The sequence below is a fragment of the Streptomyces aureoversilis genome (assembly GCF_042657885.1).
GTDB classification, from domain to species: Bacteria; Actinomycetota; Actinomycetes; order Streptomycetales; family Streptomycetaceae; genus Streptomyces; species Streptomyces aureoversilis.
Window position 1 is genome coordinate 16654 of record NZ_JBHSKJ010000009.1, and the last position, 17838, is coordinate 34491.

Annotated in this window: 17 protein-coding genes; 11 read left to right on the top strand and 6 right to left on the bottom strand. The window is 73.7% G+C overall.

Features of this window, described 5'->3' with window-relative positions; all coding sequences use genetic code 11:
• Positions 1-179: 179 nt before the first annotated feature.
• Positions 180-1418, bottom strand: a complete 1239-nt coding sequence (locus ACFPP6_RS17145; protein WP_382042658.1) for a glycosyltransferase 87 family protein — start codon at positions 1416-1418, stop codon at positions 180-182.
• 146 nt (positions 1419-1564) lie between these two features.
• On the opposite strand from ACFPP6_RS17145, the gene ACFPP6_RS17150 reads away from it, so the two are divergent.
• Entirely contained in the window at positions 1565-2707 is a 1143-nt protein-coding gene (locus ACFPP6_RS17150) for a glycosyltransferase family 4 protein (protein WP_382042660.1), read from the top strand.
• A gap of 99 nt (positions 2708-2806) precedes the next feature.
• Here ACFPP6_RS17150 and ACFPP6_RS17155 read toward each other — a convergent pair whose 3' ends face one another.
• Complete coding sequence (locus ACFPP6_RS17155; RefSeq protein WP_382042662.1) at positions 2807-4603, bottom strand: AMP-dependent synthetase/ligase; 1797 nt, start codon at positions 4601-4603, stop codon at positions 2807-2809.
• Positions 4604-4895: 292 nt separating this feature from the next.
• Here ACFPP6_RS17155 and ACFPP6_RS17160 point away from each other — a divergent pair, with 292 nt between their 5' ends.
• The 6 genes from ACFPP6_RS17160 to ACFPP6_RS17185 all read left to right on the top strand — a co-directional run bounded on the left by ACFPP6_RS17160 (position 4896) and on the right by ACFPP6_RS17185 (position 10077).
• Positions 4896-5657: a metallophosphoesterase family protein gene (locus ACFPP6_RS17160; protein WP_382042665.1), complete on the top strand. Its 762-nt coding sequence runs from the start codon at positions 4896-4898 to the stop codon at positions 5655-5657.
• Between the two features lie 68 nt (positions 5658-5725).
• On the top strand, positions 5726-6193 hold the full coding sequence (locus tag ACFPP6_RS17165; RefSeq protein WP_382042668.1) for an SRPBCC family protein: 468 nt from the start codon (positions 5726-5728) through the stop codon (positions 6191-6193).
• Between the two features lie 49 nt (positions 6194-6242).
• Positions 6243-7595, top strand: coding sequence for an ArsA family ATPase (locus tag ACFPP6_RS17170; protein ID WP_382042670.1), 1353 nt, complete (start codon positions 6243-6245; stop codon positions 7593-7595).
• A gap of 80 nt (positions 7596-7675) precedes the next feature.
• Complete coding sequence (locus ACFPP6_RS17175) at positions 7676-8137, top strand: DUF5304 domain-containing protein (RefSeq protein WP_382042672.1); 462 nt, start codon at positions 7676-7678, stop codon at positions 8135-8137.
• 57 nt (positions 8138-8194) lie between these two features.
• The gene (locus ACFPP6_RS17180; protein WP_058044792.1) at positions 8195-9136 is read left to right on the top strand and encodes an ROK family glucokinase; all 942 of its coding nucleotides are present in this window, start codon (positions 8195-8197) and stop codon (positions 9134-9136) included.
• A 179-nt stretch (positions 9137-9315) separates the two neighbouring features.
• Positions 9316-10077, top strand: a complete 762-nt coding sequence (locus ACFPP6_RS17185; protein ID WP_382042675.1) for an endonuclease/exonuclease/phosphatase family protein — start codon at positions 9316-9318, stop codon at positions 10075-10077.
• A 10-nt stretch (positions 10078-10087) separates the two neighbouring features.
• Here ACFPP6_RS17185 and ACFPP6_RS17190 read toward each other — a convergent pair whose 3' ends face one another.
• Positions 10088-10687, bottom strand: coding sequence for a hypothetical protein (locus ACFPP6_RS17190; RefSeq protein WP_382042678.1), 600 nt, complete (start codon positions 10685-10687; stop codon positions 10088-10090).
• Positions 10680-11459 (bottom strand): alpha/beta hydrolase, encoded by a 780-nt coding sequence (locus ACFPP6_RS17195; protein ID WP_382042681.1) that lies wholly within the window; start codon positions 11457-11459, stop codon positions 10680-10682. Before ACFPP6_RS17195 ends, ACFPP6_RS17190 begins: the two co-directional genes overlap by 8 nt.
• A gap of 126 nt (positions 11460-11585) precedes the next feature.
• Between ACFPP6_RS17195 and ACFPP6_RS17200 the strand changes: the two genes are divergently transcribed.
• The 4 genes from ACFPP6_RS17200 to ACFPP6_RS17215 are packed head-to-tail and all read left to right on the top strand — an operon-like array spanning position 11586 to position 15382.
• A complete protein-coding gene (locus ACFPP6_RS17200; protein ID WP_382042683.1) occupies positions 11586-12344 on the top strand; it encodes a lysophospholipid acyltransferase family protein in 759 nt (252 codons plus the stop codon).
• Between the two features lie 49 nt (positions 12345-12393).
• On the top strand, positions 12394-13620 hold the full coding sequence (gene macS / locus ACFPP6_RS17205; protein WP_382042686.1) for a MacS family sensor histidine kinase: 1227 nt from the start codon (positions 12394-12396) through the stop codon (positions 13618-13620).
• Positions 13617-14309: a response regulator gene (locus ACFPP6_RS17210; RefSeq protein ID WP_058044798.1), complete on the top strand. Its 693-nt coding sequence runs from the start codon at positions 13617-13619 to the stop codon at positions 14307-14309. Before macS ends, ACFPP6_RS17210 begins: the two co-directional genes overlap by 4 nt.
• A 41-nt stretch (positions 14310-14350) precedes the next feature.
• Positions 14351-15382: a 6-phosphofructokinase gene (locus ACFPP6_RS17215; protein ID WP_382042690.1), complete on the top strand. Its 1032-nt coding sequence runs from the start codon at positions 14351-14353 to the stop codon at positions 15380-15382.
• A 75-nt stretch (positions 15383-15457) separates the two neighbouring features.
• Here the strand turns inward: ACFPP6_RS17215 and ACFPP6_RS17220 are convergent, their stop codons facing one another.
• Complete coding sequence (locus ACFPP6_RS17220) at positions 15458-17455, bottom strand: anthranilate synthase family protein (RefSeq protein ID WP_382042693.1); 1998 nt, start codon at positions 17453-17455, stop codon at positions 15458-15460.
• 95 nt (positions 17456-17550) lie between these two features.
• Positions 17551-17607, bottom strand: a complete 57-nt coding sequence (locus ACFPP6_RS17225) for a trp operon leader peptide (RefSeq protein ID WP_168091012.1) — start codon at positions 17605-17607, stop codon at positions 17551-17553.
• Positions 17608-17838 lie beyond the last annotated feature (231 nt).

Consider the following 17838-nt stretch of genomic DNA (forward strand, 5'->3'; position numbering starts at 1 on the left):
TCCGCGGGGGAGGCGGGCCGGGGCGCCGGGACCACGCCGGGGCGGGCCGGTACGGCACCGCCGGTCACCGCCGCGGGGGCTGATCGCCGTTGCGGCGGTTCCTTCTTGCCTGCGGCAGGACGCCTGGTGGCTGCCCGGGAAGCCGGGAGGCCTCGCCCCCGCGGAGCGGCACCCGCGGCCTAACCGGCCAGCAAGGCCGGTTCCTTCTCCGTGGGAGGGTCGTCCGGTGTGTCGGGCGCCTCCGGCAGGGACACCGTTTCCCGCCACAGGCGCGCGCACGACACCAGCGTCGCCACGACCAGCAGCCCGTTCCGCAGCGTCAGCGTCGCCACGCCCAGCTTGTCGCTGGCCACCACGTGCGAGAACCAGATCGGGAACTCCAGCTGGGTCAGCGGGGCGGCCAGCAGGACCAGGGCGATGGGCAGGCGCTGGCGCGTCGTGCCCATCGTGAGGCAGACCGCCGCCAGCCCGAGCAGCCAGACGACGTACTGCGGGCTGATGACCCGGCTGGTCGTGGTGAACAGCAGCACCGACGCGAACGCCGCCTCGTACGGCGTGCAGGCCGTGAACCTGCGCGCCCGCACGCGCCACAGGAGCAGCCAGGCGAACGCCACCACGCTCAGCACGAGCGCGAGCCGGCTCACCGTGTGGACGTAGGGGCCGAGGAACTCCACCGAGCCGTAGTGCAGCCGCGCGTGGCCGTGCCAGCCGACGTGCCGCCCCAGGTGGAAGACGAGCGAGCCCAGGGACTCCACCTCCGTGCCCCGGTCCCGCTGGAAGGTCAGGAACGCCAGCGCCCCCGGCATGGTCGCCGCGAACGCCAGCCCGAGCACGGCGGCCGTCACCACCGCCGCGCCCCACGCCTCCCGCGTACGGGCCCCGCGCGGCGTGCCGACCAGCAGCAGCACCGGCCACACCTTCAGCAGTGCCCCGAAGGCCGTGAGCGCCCCCGAGAGGCGGGCCCGGCGCCCGGCCGCGAGGAGGGCGGCCACCGCGACGGCCGTCACCATCACGTCGTAGCGGGCGTAGACGATCGGGCCGAGCAGCGGGACCCCGGCCACCCACACCCACACCCCGGCGGCGGCGCGCCGCCCGCCCCGCACCGCGTACAGCAGCAGCGCGTAGACGACCGCGTCGGCGAGGAGGCACACCACGAAGAAGGCGGGGGCGTAGTCGAGGAAGGGGAGCAGGCCGGGGGCGAGCACGGCGAGGGCCGCGGCGGGCGGGTACTGCCAGGTGACGTCGTCGTAGGGGAAGGTGCCGGTGCTCAGCACCCCGTACCAGCCCTGGTAGATCACCTCGATGTCGACGGAGACGTCCGACCCCGGCATCACCCACACCCGCAGCACGCACATCAGCAGCACGGCCCGGGTGACGGCCCACGCCGCGAACGAGAGCCGCAAACCCCTGCCCGCCATCACTCACCTCGCCCTTCACGGTCACTACACGCTGTACGCGCGCCGCTACTGCAAGGCATGATGCCGTTCCGGCCGGTCCATACGCCGTGACGTGGCGGGACGGGGCCCCGACTGCCCCCGATCGCACCCGGTACTGTCGGACGGCGATGGACAAGACTCTCGTCGTCACCAACGACTTCCCGCCCCGCCCCGGCGGCATCCAGGCGTTCCTGCACAACATGGCGCTGCGCCTGGACCCGTCGGGCATCGTCGTCTACGCCTCCACCTGGAAGCGCGGCCAGGAGGGCGCGGAGGCCACCGCCCGCTTCGACGCCGAGCAGCCGTTCACGGTCGTCCGCGACCGCACCACCATGCTGCTGCCGACGCCCCGGGTGACCCGGCGCGCCACCGGCCTGCTGCGCGAACACGGCTGCACCTCGGTGTGGTTCGGGGCCGCGGCCCCGCTCGGGCTCATGGCCCCGGCGCTGCGCCGGGCGGGCGCCCGCAGGCTGGTCGGCACCACGCACGGGCACGAGGCCGGCTGGGCGCAGCTGCCCGCGTCGCGGCAGCTGCTGCGGCGGATCGGCGAGGGCACCGACACCCTCACCTACCTGGGGGAGTACACCCGCTCGCGGATCGCCTCCGCGCTGACGGACGAGGCGGCGGCGCGGATGGTGCAACTGCCGCCCGGCGTGGACGAGAAGACCTTCCACCCCGGCTCCGGCGGAGACGAGGTCCGCGCCCGGCTCGGGCTCGCGGACCGCCCGGTGGTGGTGTGCGTCTCGCGGCTGGTGCCGCGCAAGGGCCAGGACACGCTGATCCTGGCCATGCCGCGGATCCTGGCGGCCGTTCCGGACGCGGTGCTGCTCATAGTCGGCGGCGGACCGTACGGGGACGACCTGCGGCGGCTGGCCGAGGAGACGGGCGTCGCCCACGCCGTCCGCTTCACGGGCGCCGTGCCGTGGGAGGAGCTGCCCGCGCACTACGGGGCGGGCGACGTCTTCGCCATGCCCTGCCGCACGCGCCGCGGCGGCCTCGACGTCGAAGGCCTCGGCATCGTCTACCTGGAGGCCTCGGCGACGGGCCTGCCGGTGGTCGCCGGGGACTCGGGCGGGGCGCCGGACGCGGTCCTGGGGGGCGAGACGGGGTACGTGGTGAAGGGCGGCTCGCCGGCCCAGGCCGCGGACCGCATCGTCGCGCTGCTGCGGGACCCGGAGCTGCGCGCGCGCATGGGCGCGCGGGGGCGGCAGTGGGTGGAGGAGAAGTGGCGCTGGGACCTCCTGGCCGAGCGCCTCAAGACCCTGCTCTGACAAGCCTTCTCGGATGTGCCGTCATGTGCCGCCACGTGCCGGAGGGGCCGGACGCTCTCGCATCCGGCCCCTCCGGCACGTGCGGGAGAAAAGGGCGGGCTAGCCGCGGTAGATCGCCTCGATCTCGTCCGCGAAGTCCTTCGCGACGACGTTCCGCTTCAGCTTCAGCGACGGCGTCACGTGCCCGGACGCCTCCGTGAACTGCGCGGGCAGGATGCGGAACTTGCGCACCGACTCCGCCTTGGAGACGGCCGCGTTGCCGTCGTCGACGGCCTTCTGCACGTCCGCCAGCAGGTCGGCGTCCTCGGCCAGTTCGGCCGGCGTCATCCCGGCGGGCTTGCCGTGGTCGGCGAGCCAGCGCGGCAGGAAGTCCTCGTCGAGGGTGACGAGCGCGCCGACGAACGGGCGGCCGTCGCCGACGACCATGCACTCGGCGATCAGGGCGTGGGCCCGGATGCGGTCCTCGATCACGGCCGGGGCGACGTTCTTGCCGCCCGCGGTGACGATGATCTCCTTCTTGCGGCCGGTGATCGTGAGGTAGCCGTCCTCGTCGAGGGTGCCGAGGTCGCCGGTGTGGAACCAGGCGTCGGACAGCGCCTCCTCGGTGGCCGCCTCGTTGTTCCAGTAGCCCTGGAAGAGGTGCTCGCCGTGCAGCAGGACCTCGCCGTCGTCGGCGATGCGCACGACGGAGCCGGGCAGCGGCTGCCCGACGGTGCCGATCTTCGGCCGGTCCCACGGGTTGAACGCGGTCGCCGCACAGGACTCGGTCAGGCCGTAGCCCTCCAGGACCGTGAAGCCGATGCCCCGGTAGAAGTGGCCGAGGCGCTCGCCCAGCGGCGCGCCGCCGGAGATGGCGTGGGTGGCCCGGCCGCCGAGGACGGCGCGCAGCTTGCCGTAGACGAGCTTGTCGAAGACGGCGTGCTTGATGCGCAGGCCCAGGCCCGGCCCGGACGGGGTGTCGAGGGCCCGGCTGTAGGCGATGGCGGTGTCCGCGGCCTTGTCGAAGATCTTGCCCTTGCCGTCGGCCTGGGCCTTGGCGCGGGCGCCGTTGTAGACCTTCTCGAAGACGCGCGGCACGCCCAGGATCAGCGTGGGGCGGAAGGACGCGAGCTCGTCGGTGAGGTTGCGGATGTCGGGCACGCAGCCGAGGCGGATCGGCGCCAGCATCGCGGAGATCTCCACCAGGCGCCCGAAGACGTGGGCGGTGGGGAGGAAGAGCAGCACGGACGACTCGCCCGTGTTGAACAGCGGCTTGAGCCGCTCCACCGCATTGCCGCACTCCGCGAAGAAGGCGCGGTGGGTGAGCACGCAGCCCTTGGGGCGGCCCGTGGTGCCCGAGGTGTAGACGATGGTCGCGGGCGAGTCGGCGTTCGCGAGGCCGCTGCGCTCGTCGACCTCCTCGTCCGTGACGCCGGCGCCGGCCTCGCGCAGCTCCGCCACGCCGTCGGCCTCGATCTGCCAGACGTGGGAGAGCGCGGGCAGCCGGTCCTTGACGGACTCGACGGCCTCCTCGTGGGCGGCGGTCTCGACCAGGCAGGCGACGGCGCCGGAGTCGCTGAGGATCCACTGGATCTGCTCGGGCGAGCTCGTCTCGTACACCGGCACGGTGACGCCGCCGGCGCTCCAGATCGCGAAGTCCAGCAGCGTCCACTCGTAGCGGGTGCGGGACATCAGCCCGACCCGGTCGCCCGGCCGCACACCGGAGGCGATCAGACCCTTGGCGGCCGCCCGGACCTCGGCGAGGAACTGCGCCGCACTGACGTCCTCCCACCGGTTGCCGGCCTTGCGGCCTATGACGGCGACGTCGGGGCGCTGCGCGGCGTTGCGGCGGATCAGATCCGTCAGGTTTCCGTCCGCAGGGACCTCATAGAGGGCCGGAAGGCTGAACTCGCGCAAGACTGCTGCTCCTCGTCGGGCGCCGGCGCCGCCGCGTCTTCGAGGGGCGCTGCGTCGGCTGCGGTCCATGATCAGGCAAGGGGGGTAGTGGACTGCCCGGACGTTACCCACCAGTACGGCTTTCGAATAGGGGGCTGCGCCCAGATGTTCTCTGCGTCACATGCCGCGGGACTGCTCCCCGCACCCTAGCCGGTCCGTTTGGTGACCCGGAAGTAACCACAGAAGTAACCGCAGGTCGCAGCCCTTCCGAAGGCCGCGCCGCAGCGCCTAGGGTGATCGGCATGGAGGCGGTATGAGGGTTCATGTGGTCAGCGACGTGCACGGCAACAGCACGGCCCTCGCCCGGGCGGGCGACGGCGCCGACGCCTTGATCTGTCTGGGCGACCTGGTCCTCTTCCTCGACTACGCGGACCACTCGCGCGGCATCTTCCCCGAGCTCTTCGGCGTGGAGAACGCCGACCGGATCGTCGCGCTGCGCACCGCGCGCCGCTTCGACGACGCCCGCGCGCTGGCGCGGAGCCTGTGGCACGGCATGGACCGGGACTCCGCCATCGAGAGCGCCGTCCGCAAGCAGTACACCGAGCTCTTCGCCGCCTTCCCCGCGCCCACGTACGCCACGTACGGAAATGTCGACATCCCCCGTCTCTGGCCGGAATTCGCCCAGGAGGGCACGACCGTCCTGGACGGGGAGCGGGCCGAGATCGGCGGACTCGTCTTCGGATTCGTCGGCGGCGGCCTCCCCTCGCCCATGCGCACCCCCTACGAGGTCTCCGAGGAGGAGTACGCGGCGAAGGTCGCGGCCCTCGGCGAAGTCGACGTCCTCTGCTCGCACATCCCGCCCGACGTGCCCGAACTCTGCTACGACACCGTCGCCCGGCGCTTCGAGCGCGGCAGCTCCGTCCTCCTCGACGCCATCCGCGCCACCCGCCCCCGCTACGCGCTCTTCGGCCACGTCCACCAGCCGCTCGCCCGCCGGATGCGGATCGGGGGGACGGAATGCGTCAACGTCGGCCACTTCGCCTCCACGGGCACACCCTGGGTGCTGGAGTGGTGACGGGCGCCGCGAGGTAGCCTTCAGCGGCAAGACCCCAGGCGGCGGACCGGTACGGAGGAGCCACGGAGATGGCGGAACACACCAGCTCGAGCATCACGATCGAGGCGACCCCTGCCGAGGTGATGGCCGTGATCGCCGACTTCGGCCGCTACGCGGAGTGGACCGGCGAGGTCAAGCAGGCCGAGGTGTTGGAGAAGGACGAGCAGGGCCGCGCCACGCAGGTGCGCCTCGTGCTCGACGCGGGCGCCATCAAGGACGACCACGTGCTGGCATACAGCTGGTCCGAGGGGACCGCCCCGAACGGGGAAAGCTCTGTCAGCTGGTCGCTGGTGAAGTCGCAGATGCTGCGCCAGATCGACGGCTCCTACAGCCTCGCGCCGACCGCGGGCGGCAAGCACACCGAGGTCACCTACCAGCTCACGGTCGACGTCAAGATCCCCATGCTCGGGATGATCAAGCGCAAGGCGGAGAAGGTCATCATCGACCGCGCCCTCGACGGCCTCAAGAAGCGCGTCGAGAGCGGCGCGGCCTCCTGAGCCCCGGCCGCTGACCGCCCTACGTACGTCACCGCTGGAGGCTCCCCCCTTGCGCACGGTCCTCGTCACCGGCCCCGGCGGCGCGGGCCGCACCACCGCCGCGGCGGCCACGGCCCTCGCCGCGGCCCGCGAGGGGCGGCGCGTCCTGCTCCTGACCGCCGACCGCGGTCCCGCACCCGAGGCCGTGCTCGGCACCGCCCTGCCCGCCCCCGAGGCGGGCGGCGGCGCGCTCTGGGGCCCGCCCGCCGAGGCGGCCCCCGGGCTCCACGCCGCCCGCATCGCCACCGGCGAGCACTTCCAGGACCGCGCCCGCGACCTGCAGGACCGCGGCGCCTCCCTCTTCGACCTGCTCGGCGCGAGCCCCCTCGACCCCGAGGAGCTCACCGAACTCCCCGGCGCCGAGCCCCTCGCGCTCCTCACCGCCCTGCGCTCCGCCCATGCGGAGGGGGGCTACGACCTGCTCGTCGCCGACATGCCGCCCCTGCACGCCACCGTGAGGCTGCTGGCCCTGCCCGAGCAGCTGCGCCGCTACCTGCGCAGGCTGCTGCCCGCCGAGCGGCAGGCCGCCCGCGCCCTGCGCCCCGTGCTCGCCCAGCTCGCCGGCGTGCCCATGCCCACGCAGCGGCTCTACGAGACCGCAGGGCGCTGGGAGGCCGAGCTCGCCGCCGTCCAGGACGTCCTCGAAGCCGAGGGCACGACGGTGCGGCTCGTCGCCGAACCCGGCCCGCTCGCCGCGGGCGAGCTGCGCCTGGCCCGCGCCGCCCTCTCCCTCCAGGGCTGCCGCGTCGACGCCCTCGTCGCCAACCGCCTGCTGCCCGGCGTCACCGGCGACGGACCGACGGGCGACGGGGTCACCGCCGACCCGTGGCTCGCCGGCCTCGTCGCCGAGCAGCTCGCCTCCCACAAGGCCCTGCACGAGGAGTTCCTCGTCGACGGCGTCACCGTCTGCGAGCTGCCGCACCTCGGCCGCGGCCCGCGCGGCCCGCGGGACCTCGCCGAGCTCGCCGGGCGGGCGCGCTCGACCACCATCGGCGTCGCCGCGGCGGGACGAACGGGAGGAAACGGTTCGGCCGGCGGCTTCGGCGTCATACCCGGCGGCGGCCTCACCGACGAGCTCGACGGCTGGAACGGCACCGGCGGCGCCGGGGACCCGGCCGTCGAGGACCGCCTCGCTGCCGACGGCGTCCTGCTGTGGCGGCTCCCGCTGCCCGGCGCCGACCGCGGCGACCTCGACCTCCTGCGCCGCGGCGACGAACTCATCGTCGGCGTCGGCCCGTTCCGCCGCGTCCTGACCCTGCCCTCCGCGCTGCGCCGCTGCACCGTCTCGGGCGCGGGCCTGCGGGACGGAGCGCTGTGCGTACGCTTCACCCCCGACCCCGACCTGTGGCCGAGGCCGTCGTGAACGGCACTGCCCGAACGGCATCCCGCCCTTCGGGTAACGTCGGAGAAAACCCCTGTTTGCAGGAGCCAGGAGGCGCTGCCATGAGCGATCACACCGAGCGCCCCGCACCCGAGGCGCCCGACCCCGATGCCTGGGGGCAGGCCTGCGCCGAGGACCTCGCGGCCGAGCGCGCCCGCCGGCGCGCGCAGCAGGGCCCGCCGCCCGGCACCGCCGCCGAGGAGCTGCGCAAGCTCGTCGACGCCGTCGCCGACAAGGTCTCCGGCATGCAGCTGCCGCTCGGGGGCGGCACCGCCCAGGGCGTCGTCCAGCAGGTCGTCGCCCAGGCGAAGGCCGTCGTCGAGCCCGTCATCGAGCGCAACCCCGACGTTTTCGACCACCTCGCCTCCGCCGGCTCCGAACTCCTGGCCGCCTACCGCGCTGCGGTCCGGGGCCAGGAGGCCCGCTGGGTGCGCGACGAGCCCGCGCAGCGCCCCGGAAAGCCCGCCGGACCCGGCGAAGATGACGGAGGCAAGGGCGGGAGCGAGCGCATCGACCTCGACTGATCCCCGGCTCCGGTACGGTGGGTCGCGGCGGGGTTCGAGCGAAAAACTGAGGGACACATGGGACTCACCATCGGCGTCGACATCGGCGGCACGAAGATCGCGGCCGGTGTGGTCGACGAAGCGGGCAACATCCTCGCGACGTGCAAAGTGCCTACCCCGTCGACCCCCGAGGGCGTCATCGACGCCATCGCGGACGCGGTGCGCACGGTCAGCGCCGACCACGACGTGGAGGCCGTCGGCATCGGCGCCGCCGGCTACGTGGACGACAAGCGGGCCACCGTCCTCTTCGCCCCGAACATCAACTGGCGCCACGAGGCGCTGAAGGACAAGGTCGAGCAGCGCGTCGGCCTCCCCGTCGTCGTCGAGAACGACGCCAACGCCGCGGCCTGGGGCGAGTACCGCTTCGGCGCCGGCCAGGGCCACGACGACGTCATCTGCATCACCCTGGGCACCGGCCTGGGCGGCGGCATCATCATCGGCAACAAGCTCCGCCGCGGCCGCTTCGGCGTGGCCGCCGAGTTCGGCCACATCCGGGTCGTCCCCGACGGCCTGCTGTGCGGCTGCGGCAGCCAGGGCTGCTGGGAGCAGTACGCCTCCGGGCGCGCGCTCGTCCGCTACGCCAAGCAGCGCGCCAACGCCACCCCCGAGAACGCCACGATCCTGCTGGGCCTCGGCGACGGCACGGTCGAGGGCATCGAGGGCAAGCACATCAGCGCCGCCGCCCGGCAGGGCGACCCGGTCGCCATCGACTCCTTCCGCGAGCTGGCCCGCTGGGCGGGCGCGGGCCTGGCCGACCTGGCCTCGCTCTTCGACCCCTCCGCGTTCATCGTCGGCGGCGGCGTCTCGGACGAGGGCGACCTCGTGCTCGACCCCATCCGCAAGTCCTTCAAGCGCTGGCTGATCGGCGGCCAGTGGCGCCCGCACGCGCAGGTGCTGGCCGCGCAGCTGGGCGGCAAGGCGGGGCTCGTCGGCGCGGCCGACCTGGCCCGGCAGGGGTAGTTCCGCGGTCCGGGGTCCCCCCCCGTTCCCGTCCGCCGCCGGGCATTTCCCTCCGCCGCGGCGGACATCAACCACGACGGCGCATGCCGGCGGTGCCGAACTCGGCTCAAGTGGATTCGGCACCGCCGGACACCGCCGTCTCGCATCGCGCCGTTGCGGCGGAAGGGATCGGCGAGCGCATGAGTGCAGACGTCCTGGCGGACCTCCCGGCATCGCGTACCGAGCCGGACGGCTCGGTCGTCATCCGCGTGCTCAGTTACAACATCCGCTCCATGCGCGACGACGTCGTGGCCCTCGCCCGGGTCATCCGGGCCTGCCGGCCCGACGTCGTCTGCGTTCAGGAGGCGCCCCGCTTCTTCCGCTGGCGCAAGGCCGCCGCCCGGCTCGCCCGCACCTCCGGCCTCGTCCACGTCTCGGGCGGCGCCACCGCCTCGGGGCCCATGATCCTCTCCTCGCTCCGCGCCCACGTGGAGCGCACCGAGGACGTCCTGCTGCCCCGTACCCCCGGCCTCCACCAGCGGGGCTTCTCGACCGCGGTGCTCCGCTTCGGCCGGGCCCGGCTCGGCGTCCTCAGCTGTCACCTGAGCATCAAGGACTGGGAGCGCTACGAACAGGGCCGGCTGCTCCTCGACCGGCTGGCCGCCATGGACGTGCCGCACGCCGTCGCCGCGGGCGATCTCAACGACCGCCCCGACGGCCGCACCTTCGGCCTGCTGGCGGACGCCCTGCAGGACGGCTGGGCGACGAAGCCGTGGGGCAGGGAGCACACCACCCGGCTGGGCGATCCGCTGCAGCGGATCGACGCGGTCTTCGCGACGGAGGGGGTGGAGGTGCTGGGGTGCGGGGTGCCCATGGGGCTGCCCGGCATCGCCGAAGGCGATCTCCGGGCAGCCACGGACCACCTGCCGGTGCTGGCCGCCCTGCGGGTGCCGGCGGCGTAGGGCGGGCGGTTCACACCACCGCGCCGCGCCCCGGGTCGTCGTCCTCGTCGTCGCTGTCCTTCATCCGCAGGACGAGCGTGGCGAAGCCGCCCAGGAAGCCGCCGACCCCGAGCGTCGTCACCCACCAGGTGAGCTGCTGCTGCAGCAGCACCATGATCAGGAGCAGCAGCGGGCCGCCCAGCACGGCGATCCAGGCGAAGCGGGCGGTGACGTCCCCGGTGGGCAGGGGCGGCGGCTCGGGCGGGATGAAGTGGCCCTCGTCGTCCGCGTCGTCCGCATCGTCCGTGCCGTCCCCCGGGGTCTCCGGCGTGCTCCAGTCGCGGGGGCCGACGCCGGGCGCGTAGACGATGAAGCTGCCCGGGGGCTCCTCCCGTGCCGGAGAGGGCCCGGGGGAGGCGTCCTTCCCGGGGACGTCCTTCTCCGCGGTGTCCTTGGAGTCCTTGGTGTCCTTCCCGGCCCCCGCAGGGGTGCCGGTGTCGTCGCCCGTGGCAGGCCAGCGGCCGGTCGCGGGGTCGGGCTGTTCCCCGTACGCGGCGACGAGCTCCGCCCAGGCCGCGTCCTCGTCGAGCGGGTCGCGGCTCTCGTCGCGGCCCGCGTCACGCTCAGCCACGGGCGGCCGCCCCCTCCTGGGAGCCGACGCCGGAGAGCCGGCCGATGAACGCGTAGGTGTCCTCGAAGATGCGCTCGGCGTCGTGGTCCAGGGTGGCCACGTGGTAGCTGCGCTCCAGCAGGCGCTCGGTGACGTCCCGGGAGGAGACGCGGGCGAGGATGCGGGCGGAGTCGGCCGGCGGGACGACGTGGTCCTCGGGGCTGTGCATCAGCAGCAAGGGCTGGGTGACCTGGGGCAGTTCGGCGTCGACCAGCTGGAAGAAGCGGCGCACCGAGTGCGCGGCGTGCAGCGGCACCCGGTCGTAGCCGACCTCCTGGGCGCCGGGCTTGGCGATGTCGCTCGCGATGCCCTTGGTGGAGGGCACGAAGTGGCGCACGACGGGCAGGGCCCGCGCGGCCAGGCCATGGACCTTGTTGCCCGGGTTGACGAGGACGATGCCGCTGACCGCGTCCCCGTGGCGGGCCGCGAGGCGCAGGGCGAGCGCCCCGCCCATCGACAGGCCGCACACGAACACCTGCGAGCAGCGCTCGCTCAGCTCCCGCAGCGCGTGGTCGACCTCCGCGTACCAGTCCTGCCAGCCGGTGAGCTGCATGTCCTGCCAGCGGGTGCCGTGCCCGGGCAGCAGCGGCAGCGAGACGCTCAGGCCGCGCCCGGCCAGATCGTCCGCCCAGGGCCGCACGGACTGCGGGGAACCGGTGAAGCCGTGACACACGAGGACGCCTACCTCTCCGCCTTCATGGCGGAACGGCTCGGCTCCGGGGAGGAGCGGCACCGGGATCTCCGATCGGTGGAACGGGGGCAAGGGAGGACACAGAGGGTCCGGTCCTCAGCGTACGCGGAGCGCCGCACGGCGGGTAGGCAGGTTAAGGTCTCCTCGTCACACACAGGAGGTTCTCGGTTGTTCTACGGCGCTATGAAGGTGTCCATCGGCGGGTCGCTGAAGCTTGCCTTCCGGCCGTGGGTGGAGGGCCTGGAGAACATCCCGGCCGAAGGGCCCGCGATCCTCGCGAGCAACCACCTGTCGTTCTCGGATTCGTTCTTCCTGCCCGCGGTGCTCGACCGTAAGGTCACGTTCATCGCGAAGCAGGAATACTTCACCTCCCCCGGAGTCAAGGGGAAGCTGACGGCCGCGTTCTTCAAGGGCGTGGGCCAGCTGCCCGTCGACCGTTCGGGTGCCCGCGGAGCGGGCGAGGCCGCGGTCAAGAGCGGCCTGGACGTGCTGGCGCGCGGCGAGCTGTTCGGCATCTACCCCGAGGGCACCCGTTCCCCCGACGGCCGCCTCTACCGGGGCAAGCCGGGCGGGCTCGCCCGGGTGGCCCTGCTGTCCGGGGCCCCGGTGATCCCCGTGGCCATGATCGACACCGAGAAGGTGCAGCCCCCGGGCAAGGTGCTGCCCAAGATGGTGCGCCCGGGCATCCGCATCGGCGAGCCGCTGGACTTCAGCCGCTACCACGGCATGGACGGCGACCGCTTCATCCTGCGCTCGGTCACCGACGAGGTCATGTACAAGATCATGGAGCTCTCGGGCCAGGAGTACGTGGACATCTACGCGACCGCCGCCAAGCGGCAGATCGCGGACGAGGCGAAGCGGAAGGCCGAGGAGGAGAAGGCGGCGAAGGCTGCCGGGCTCGGCAAGACCGATCAGGGCGGAAAGTAAAGGGGAGCGGCGGCCGGCGGCGCAGCGCGCCCGGCCCGGGGGTTGGTCGATGACACCGCGCAGCAGGAAGCCGCGCGTCGTACGGATGTCGGTGGAGCTGCCGCTGTGGCGCGCGCTGACCGGCTACCGCATTCTGACGCTCTGCTACGCCCTGGCGATCTTCGCCATCAACTACCGCGAGTACGCCCATCCGCTCGGCGGCGCCCTCTACATGGGCGTACTCACCGGGTGGATGGCGCTCACGTGGAACCGGACCTCGGCGCCGGAGCGCTGCACGAAACGGTTCCTCATCGCCGACCTGGCCCTCGCACTCGCCGGAATCCTCGTCACCGCCGTCGTCGACTCCCCGGCCCGCATCGACGGCGGCGCGGCCACCCTGCCGTCCATATGGACCGGCGGCGCCGTACTGGGCCTGGCCATCAAGGGCGGCTGGCGCTGGGCGGCCGTCGGCTCGACCCTCGTGGCCGTCGCCAACCTCGCCGAGCGCGGCAGCCCCGCCCGGGACACCGTCCACAACGTGCTCCTGGTGTGGGTCTCCAGCATCGCCATCGGCTACATCGTCGAGGTCGCCCGCGCCAGTGAGCGCACCCTCGCCCGCGCCCTGCGGATCGAGGCCGCCACCCGCGAGCGCGAGCGGCTCGCCCGCGACATCCACGACGGCGTCCTGCAGGTGCTGGCCATGGTGCAGCGGCGCGGCGCCGCGCTCGGCGGCGAGGCGGCCGAGCTCGGCCGGATGGCCGGCGAGCAGGAGATCGCCCTGCGCACCCTGGTCGCCGGGGGCCTGCTGCCCCCGCAGCGCTCCGCCGAGGAGCTCGCCGGGGACGCGGAGCTGGTCGGCGCCGTGGCGGCCGCCCCGCCGGTCCCCACCGGCCCCATCGACGTGGGGGCGCTGCTCGCCCCGCACGCGGGCGCCGACGTCTCCTTCGCCGGGCCCGGCACCCCCGTCCTGCTGGAGGCGGCCGCCGCAGCCGAACTCGCCGCCGCCGTGGGCGCCGCCCTGGACAATGTGCGCAAGCACGCGGGCGAGGGGGCGCAGGCCTGGATCCTGCTGGAGGACGAGCCCGACGCGGTGATCGTCACCGTGCGGGACGACGGCCCCGGCATCCCCGAGGGCCGGCTCGCGGACGCCGAGCGGGAGGGGCGGATGGGCGTCGCCCTGTCGATCCGCGGGCGGCTGAGGGACCTGGGCGGCAGCGCCGAGCTGCTGTCCGTCCCCGGCCAGGGCACGGAAGTCGAACTGAAGGTTCCACGGGGGAACGGGAAAGAACAGCGATGAGCGAAACGCAAGCCGAAGCACCCGCCGAGCGCACCGTAAAGGTCATGGTCGTCGACGACCACCCCATGTGGCGCGACGCCGTCGCCCGCGACCTGGCCGCCGCCGGGTACGACATCGTGGCGACCGCCGGGGACGGCCCCGAGGCCGTGCGCCGCGCGAAGGCCGCCGGCCCCGATGTCCTGGTCCTCGACCTCAACCTGCCCGGCCTGCCCGGCGTGGCCGTCTGCAAGGAGCTCGTGGGGGAGAACCCCGCGCTGCGCGTCCTCGTCCTCTCCGCCAGCGGCGAGCACGCCGACGTGCTGGAGGCCGTGAAGTCCGGAGCCACCGGCTACCTGCTGAAGTCGGCCAGCACGCAGGAGCTCGTGGACGCCGTGCGGCGCACCGCCGCGGGCGACCCCGTCTTCACCCCCGGCCTCGCCGGACTGGTCCTCGGCGAGTACCGGCGGCTGGCCGCCGACCCCGCCCCGGCCGCGCCCGACGAGCCCAAGGCGCCCCGGCTGACCGACCGCGAGACCGAGGTGCTGCGCCTCGTCGCCAAGGGTCTGTCGTACAAGCAGATTGCCGAGCGGCTGGTTATTTCCCACCGCACGGTGCAGAACCATGTGCAGAACACCTTGGGCAAGCTCCAGTTGCACAACCGCGTGGAGCTCGTGCGCTACGCGATAGAGCGAGGTCTCGACGACGCCTGACCTTGACCCGGCCGGGCGTCCTCCGGCTGAAGGAGAGTGTCATGCGGATCGGAGTGCTGACCGGCGGCGGTGACTGCCCCGGGCTCAACGCGGTCATCCGCGCCGTCGTCCGCAAGGGCGTCCAGGACCATTCCTACGACTTCATCGGCTACCGGGACGGCTGGCGCGGCCTCCTCCACGGCGCCACGTCCCGGCTCGACATCCCCGCCGTGCGCGGCATCCTCCCGCGCGGCGGCACCGTGCTCGGCTCCTCGCGCACCAACCCCTTCAAGGAACCCGGCGGCATCCGGCGCATCCGCGAGAACCTCGCCGCGGACGAGGTGGACGCCCTCGTCGCCATCGGCGGCGAGGACACCCTCGGCGTCGCCGCGCTCCTCTGGGCCGAGCACGGCATCCCGTGCGTCGGCGTCCCCAAGACCATCGACAACGACCTCTCGGCCACCGACTACACCTTCGGCTTCGACACCGCCGTCGGCGTCGCCACCGAGGCCATCGACCGGCTCCACACCACCGCCGAGTCCCACATGCGCGTCCTGGTCGTGGAGGTCATGGGCCGGCACGCGGGCTGGATCGCCCTGCACTCCGGCCTCGCCGGCGGGGCCAACGTCATCCTCATCCCCGAGCAGCGCTTCGACCTCGACGAGATCTGCGGCTGGGTCACCTCCCGCTTCCGCGCCAGCTACGCGCCCATCGTGGTGGTCGCGGAGGGCGCCATGCCCAAGGACGGCGACCTCGTCCTCAAGGACGGCTCCTCCCACGACGCCTTCGGGCACGTGCGGCTCTCCGGCGTCGGGGAGTGGCTCGCGAAGGAGATCGAACGGCGCACCGGCAAGGAGGCGCGGACCACCGTGCTGGGCCACGTCCAGCGGGGCGGCACGCCCAGCGCGTTCGACCGGTGGCTGGCGACGCGGTTCGGGTTGCACGCGATCGATGCGGTGCGGGAGCGGGACTTCGGGCGGATGGTGGCCCTTCGGGGCACGGACATCGTGCGTGTGCCTCTGGCCGAGGCCACGGCTCGCTTGAAGACGGTGCCGGTCGAGCGCTACGAGGAGGTGAAGGTCTTCTTCGGCTGACGGCGCCTGCCGGCACATTGATCTGTTGCCTGGAAGCGTCATGACGCTTCCAGGCAACAGATCGACAGTGGGTGGTCAGACCAGGACGCCCGCCAGGAGCTCCGCCACGATCGTCGCGCCGTCCAGCGTCAGGACCGACTCCGGGTGGAACTGCACGCCCGCGAAGCCGGGCCCGCGCAAGGCGTGCACATCCCCGCTCCGGGGATCCCGGCTCAGCTCCACCCGGTGGAGCGCCAGCTCTCCCTCGGCCTCCGCCTCGCACCGCGCCGTGAACGTGTTGTAGAACCCGACCGTCTCGGGCCGGCCGAAGAAGTCGATCCGCTCCTGCGCCCCCTGGTACGGCACGTCCTTGCGGACGATCTCCAGCCCCAGCTCCGCCGCGATCAGCTCGTGCCCCAGGCACACGCCCAGGAGGCCGTGCCGGTGGCCGCGCAGGAGCTCCGCCGCGAGGGCGCGGAGCAGCCGCATCTTCGGGTCGGCCGCGTCGGAGGGGTTGCCGGGGCCGGGGCCCAGCACGACGGGCCCCTCATGGGCGAGGGCGGCCGCGCGCAGGCCGGGCTCGTCGTAGCGCCGTACGGTCACCTCCAGGCCGGACGTGCGCAGCAGGTGGGCCAGCATGGCCGTGAAGGTGTCCTCGCCGTCGATCACCAGGGCGTGCCCGCTCAGCCGGGCGGCGGTGGCGGCGGTGGAAGCGGCGGCGGTGGCGGCGGTCTCCACGGCCTGCATGCGCAGCCAGAACGGGGCGAGGTCCGCGCGGCGGGCGTCGAGCGCGGCCCGTACCTGCGGGTCGTCGGCGAGCCGCGGGGCCGGCGCCGCGGGCCGCTCCGGCCGCGGGGTGCGGACGCCGAGGGCGGCGAGGACGCCGGCCGCCTTGGCGTGGGTCTCGGCGACCTCGGCGTACGGGTCGGAGCGCCGCACGAGCGTGGCGCCGACCCCGACGCGCAGCCGCCCGCGGCGGTCGATGTCGGCGGTGCGGATGAGGATGGGCGAGTCCAGGGTGCGGGCGCCGCCGGCGTCGCGGCCGATGAGGGCGAGGGCGCCCGAGTAGTAGCCGCGCCCGCCGGGCTCGTGGCGCTCGATGACGCGGCAGGCGTTCTGCACGGGGGAGCCGGTGACGGTCGCCGCGAACATGGTCTCGCGCAGCACGTCGCGCACGTCCAGGGAGGAGCGGCCGCGCAGTTCGTACTCGGTGTGGGCGAGGTGGGCCATCTCCTTCAGCCGCGGTCCGACGACGACGCCGCCCATGTCGCCGACGGTGCACATCATCTTCAGCTCCTCGTCCACGACCATGGACAGCTCCTCGACCTCCTTGCGGTCGTGGAGGAAGGCCAGCAGGCCGTCCTTGTCGGGGCCGGAGGCGGGGTAGCGGTAGGTGCCGCTGATGGGGTTCATCACGACCGTCCCGCCGGACATGCGCACGTGCACCTCCGGGCTGGCCCCGACGAGCGTGCGGTCGCCGGTGTGCACGACGTACGTCCAGTAGGCGCCGCGCTCGCCGGCCAGCAGGCGGCGGAAGAGGGCGAGGGCGTCGGCGGGGGTGAAGCCGTGGATCTCGCCCTCGAAGGTCCGCCGGATGACGAAGTTGGCGCCTTCGCCGGTGCCGATCTCGTCCTCGATCACGCGCCGGACGATGTCGGCGTAGGCGTCGTCGCTCACGTCGAAGGCGCCGCCCTCGACGCGGACGGTGTGGGCGGGCAGGGCGGCGAGGACGTCGTCGACGGGCAGCTCGTGGCTCTCCTCGGGGAGCAGGACGGCCAGCGGGGTGCCGTCGTCGCGGACGTCGAAGCCGCGCTCGCGGATCTGGCGGAAGGGCACCAGGGCGAGGGCGTCGTGGACGGGGCGGCCGCCGCCGGGCCGGCCGGCGGGCAGCGGGATGCCGGCGAGGCGCTCGACCTCCTCGACGGGGCCGAGGAGCAGCTCGACGGTGCCGGCGGGCGCGCCCGCAGTGTCCCCGGCGCCCCGGGGGAGGCCGGGCGTGCGGCGGTGGAGGAGGGCGAAGGGCGGGCAGACGGGGCCGGTGAGCCGGGCGAGCAGGGCGGCGGTGCCGGTGGGCCGGGCGGTGTCGCTGGGCATGGGGAGGGTTCCTTCCGGTGCGGAGAGGAACGGCCCGGGAAACGCGGAAGGCCGCCCCTCGGGCGGCCTTCGCGATGCGTCGGTGGTACGCGCAGTCAGTGGGCCGCCGGATGAGCGGTCCACCACCAGTTCTGGGTCTGCAGCGCGAACATGCTGGGCACCCTACCCGAAGCACGATCCCTACCGGCGGGTATCAGCCGAGGCCAGAGCGTCGGAATGGAAGCTTCCGCGGTGCGGGGCGAGGGCGCGGGGGCGCCCGTGTCCCGTGCGGTCGCGAAGCGGTACGGAGGTGGCCGGTATTGAGCGGTGACTCTGGCGTGTCTTGGGCGCGTCTCGCCCCCGTATCGGCAAATGTCTCAAAGTGCGGTCCGGCGACGGGGCAG

Bases quoted from the DNA above. Each gene is read 5' to 3' on its own strand.
- ACFPP6_RS17160 (WP_382042665.1), top strand. From the start codon at position 4,896: ATGAGGGTTCATGTGGTCAGCGACGTGCACGGCAACAGCACGGCCCTC.
- ACFPP6_RS17220 (WP_382042693.1), bottom strand. From the start codon at position 17,455: ATGCCCAGCGACACCGCCCGGCCCACCGGCACCGCCGCCCTGCTCGCC.
- ACFPP6_RS17165 (WP_382042668.1), top strand. From the start codon at position 5,726: ATGGCGGAACACACCAGCTCGAGCATCACGATCGAGGCGACCCCTGCC.
- ACFPP6_RS17145 (WP_382042658.1), bottom strand. From the start codon at position 1,418: ATGGCGGGCAGGGGTTTGCGGCTCTCGTTCGCGGCGTGGGCCGTCACC.
- ACFPP6_RS17210 (WP_058044798.1), top strand. From the start codon at position 13,617: ATGAGCGAAACGCAAGCCGAAGCACCCGCCGAGCGCACCGTAAAGGTC.
- ACFPP6_RS17185 (WP_382042675.1), top strand. From the start codon at position 9,316: ATGAGTGCAGACGTCCTGGCGGACCTCCCGGCATCGCGTACCGAGCCG.
- ACFPP6_RS17180 (WP_058044792.1), top strand. From the start codon at position 8,195: ATGGGACTCACCATCGGCGTCGACATCGGCGGCACGAAGATCGCGGCC.
- ACFPP6_RS17215 (WP_382042690.1), top strand. From the start codon at position 14,351: ATGCGGATCGGAGTGCTGACCGGCGGCGGTGACTGCCCCGGGCTCAAC.
- macS (WP_382042686.1), top strand. From the start codon at position 12,394: ATGACACCGCGCAGCAGGAAGCCGCGCGTCGTACGGATGTCGGTGGAG.
- ACFPP6_RS17150 (WP_382042660.1), top strand. From the start codon at position 1,565: ATGGACAAGACTCTCGTCGTCACCAACGACTTCCCGCCCCGCCCCGGC.
- ACFPP6_RS17175 (WP_382042672.1), top strand. From the start codon at position 7,676: ATGAGCGATCACACCGAGCGCCCCGCACCCGAGGCGCCCGACCCCGAT.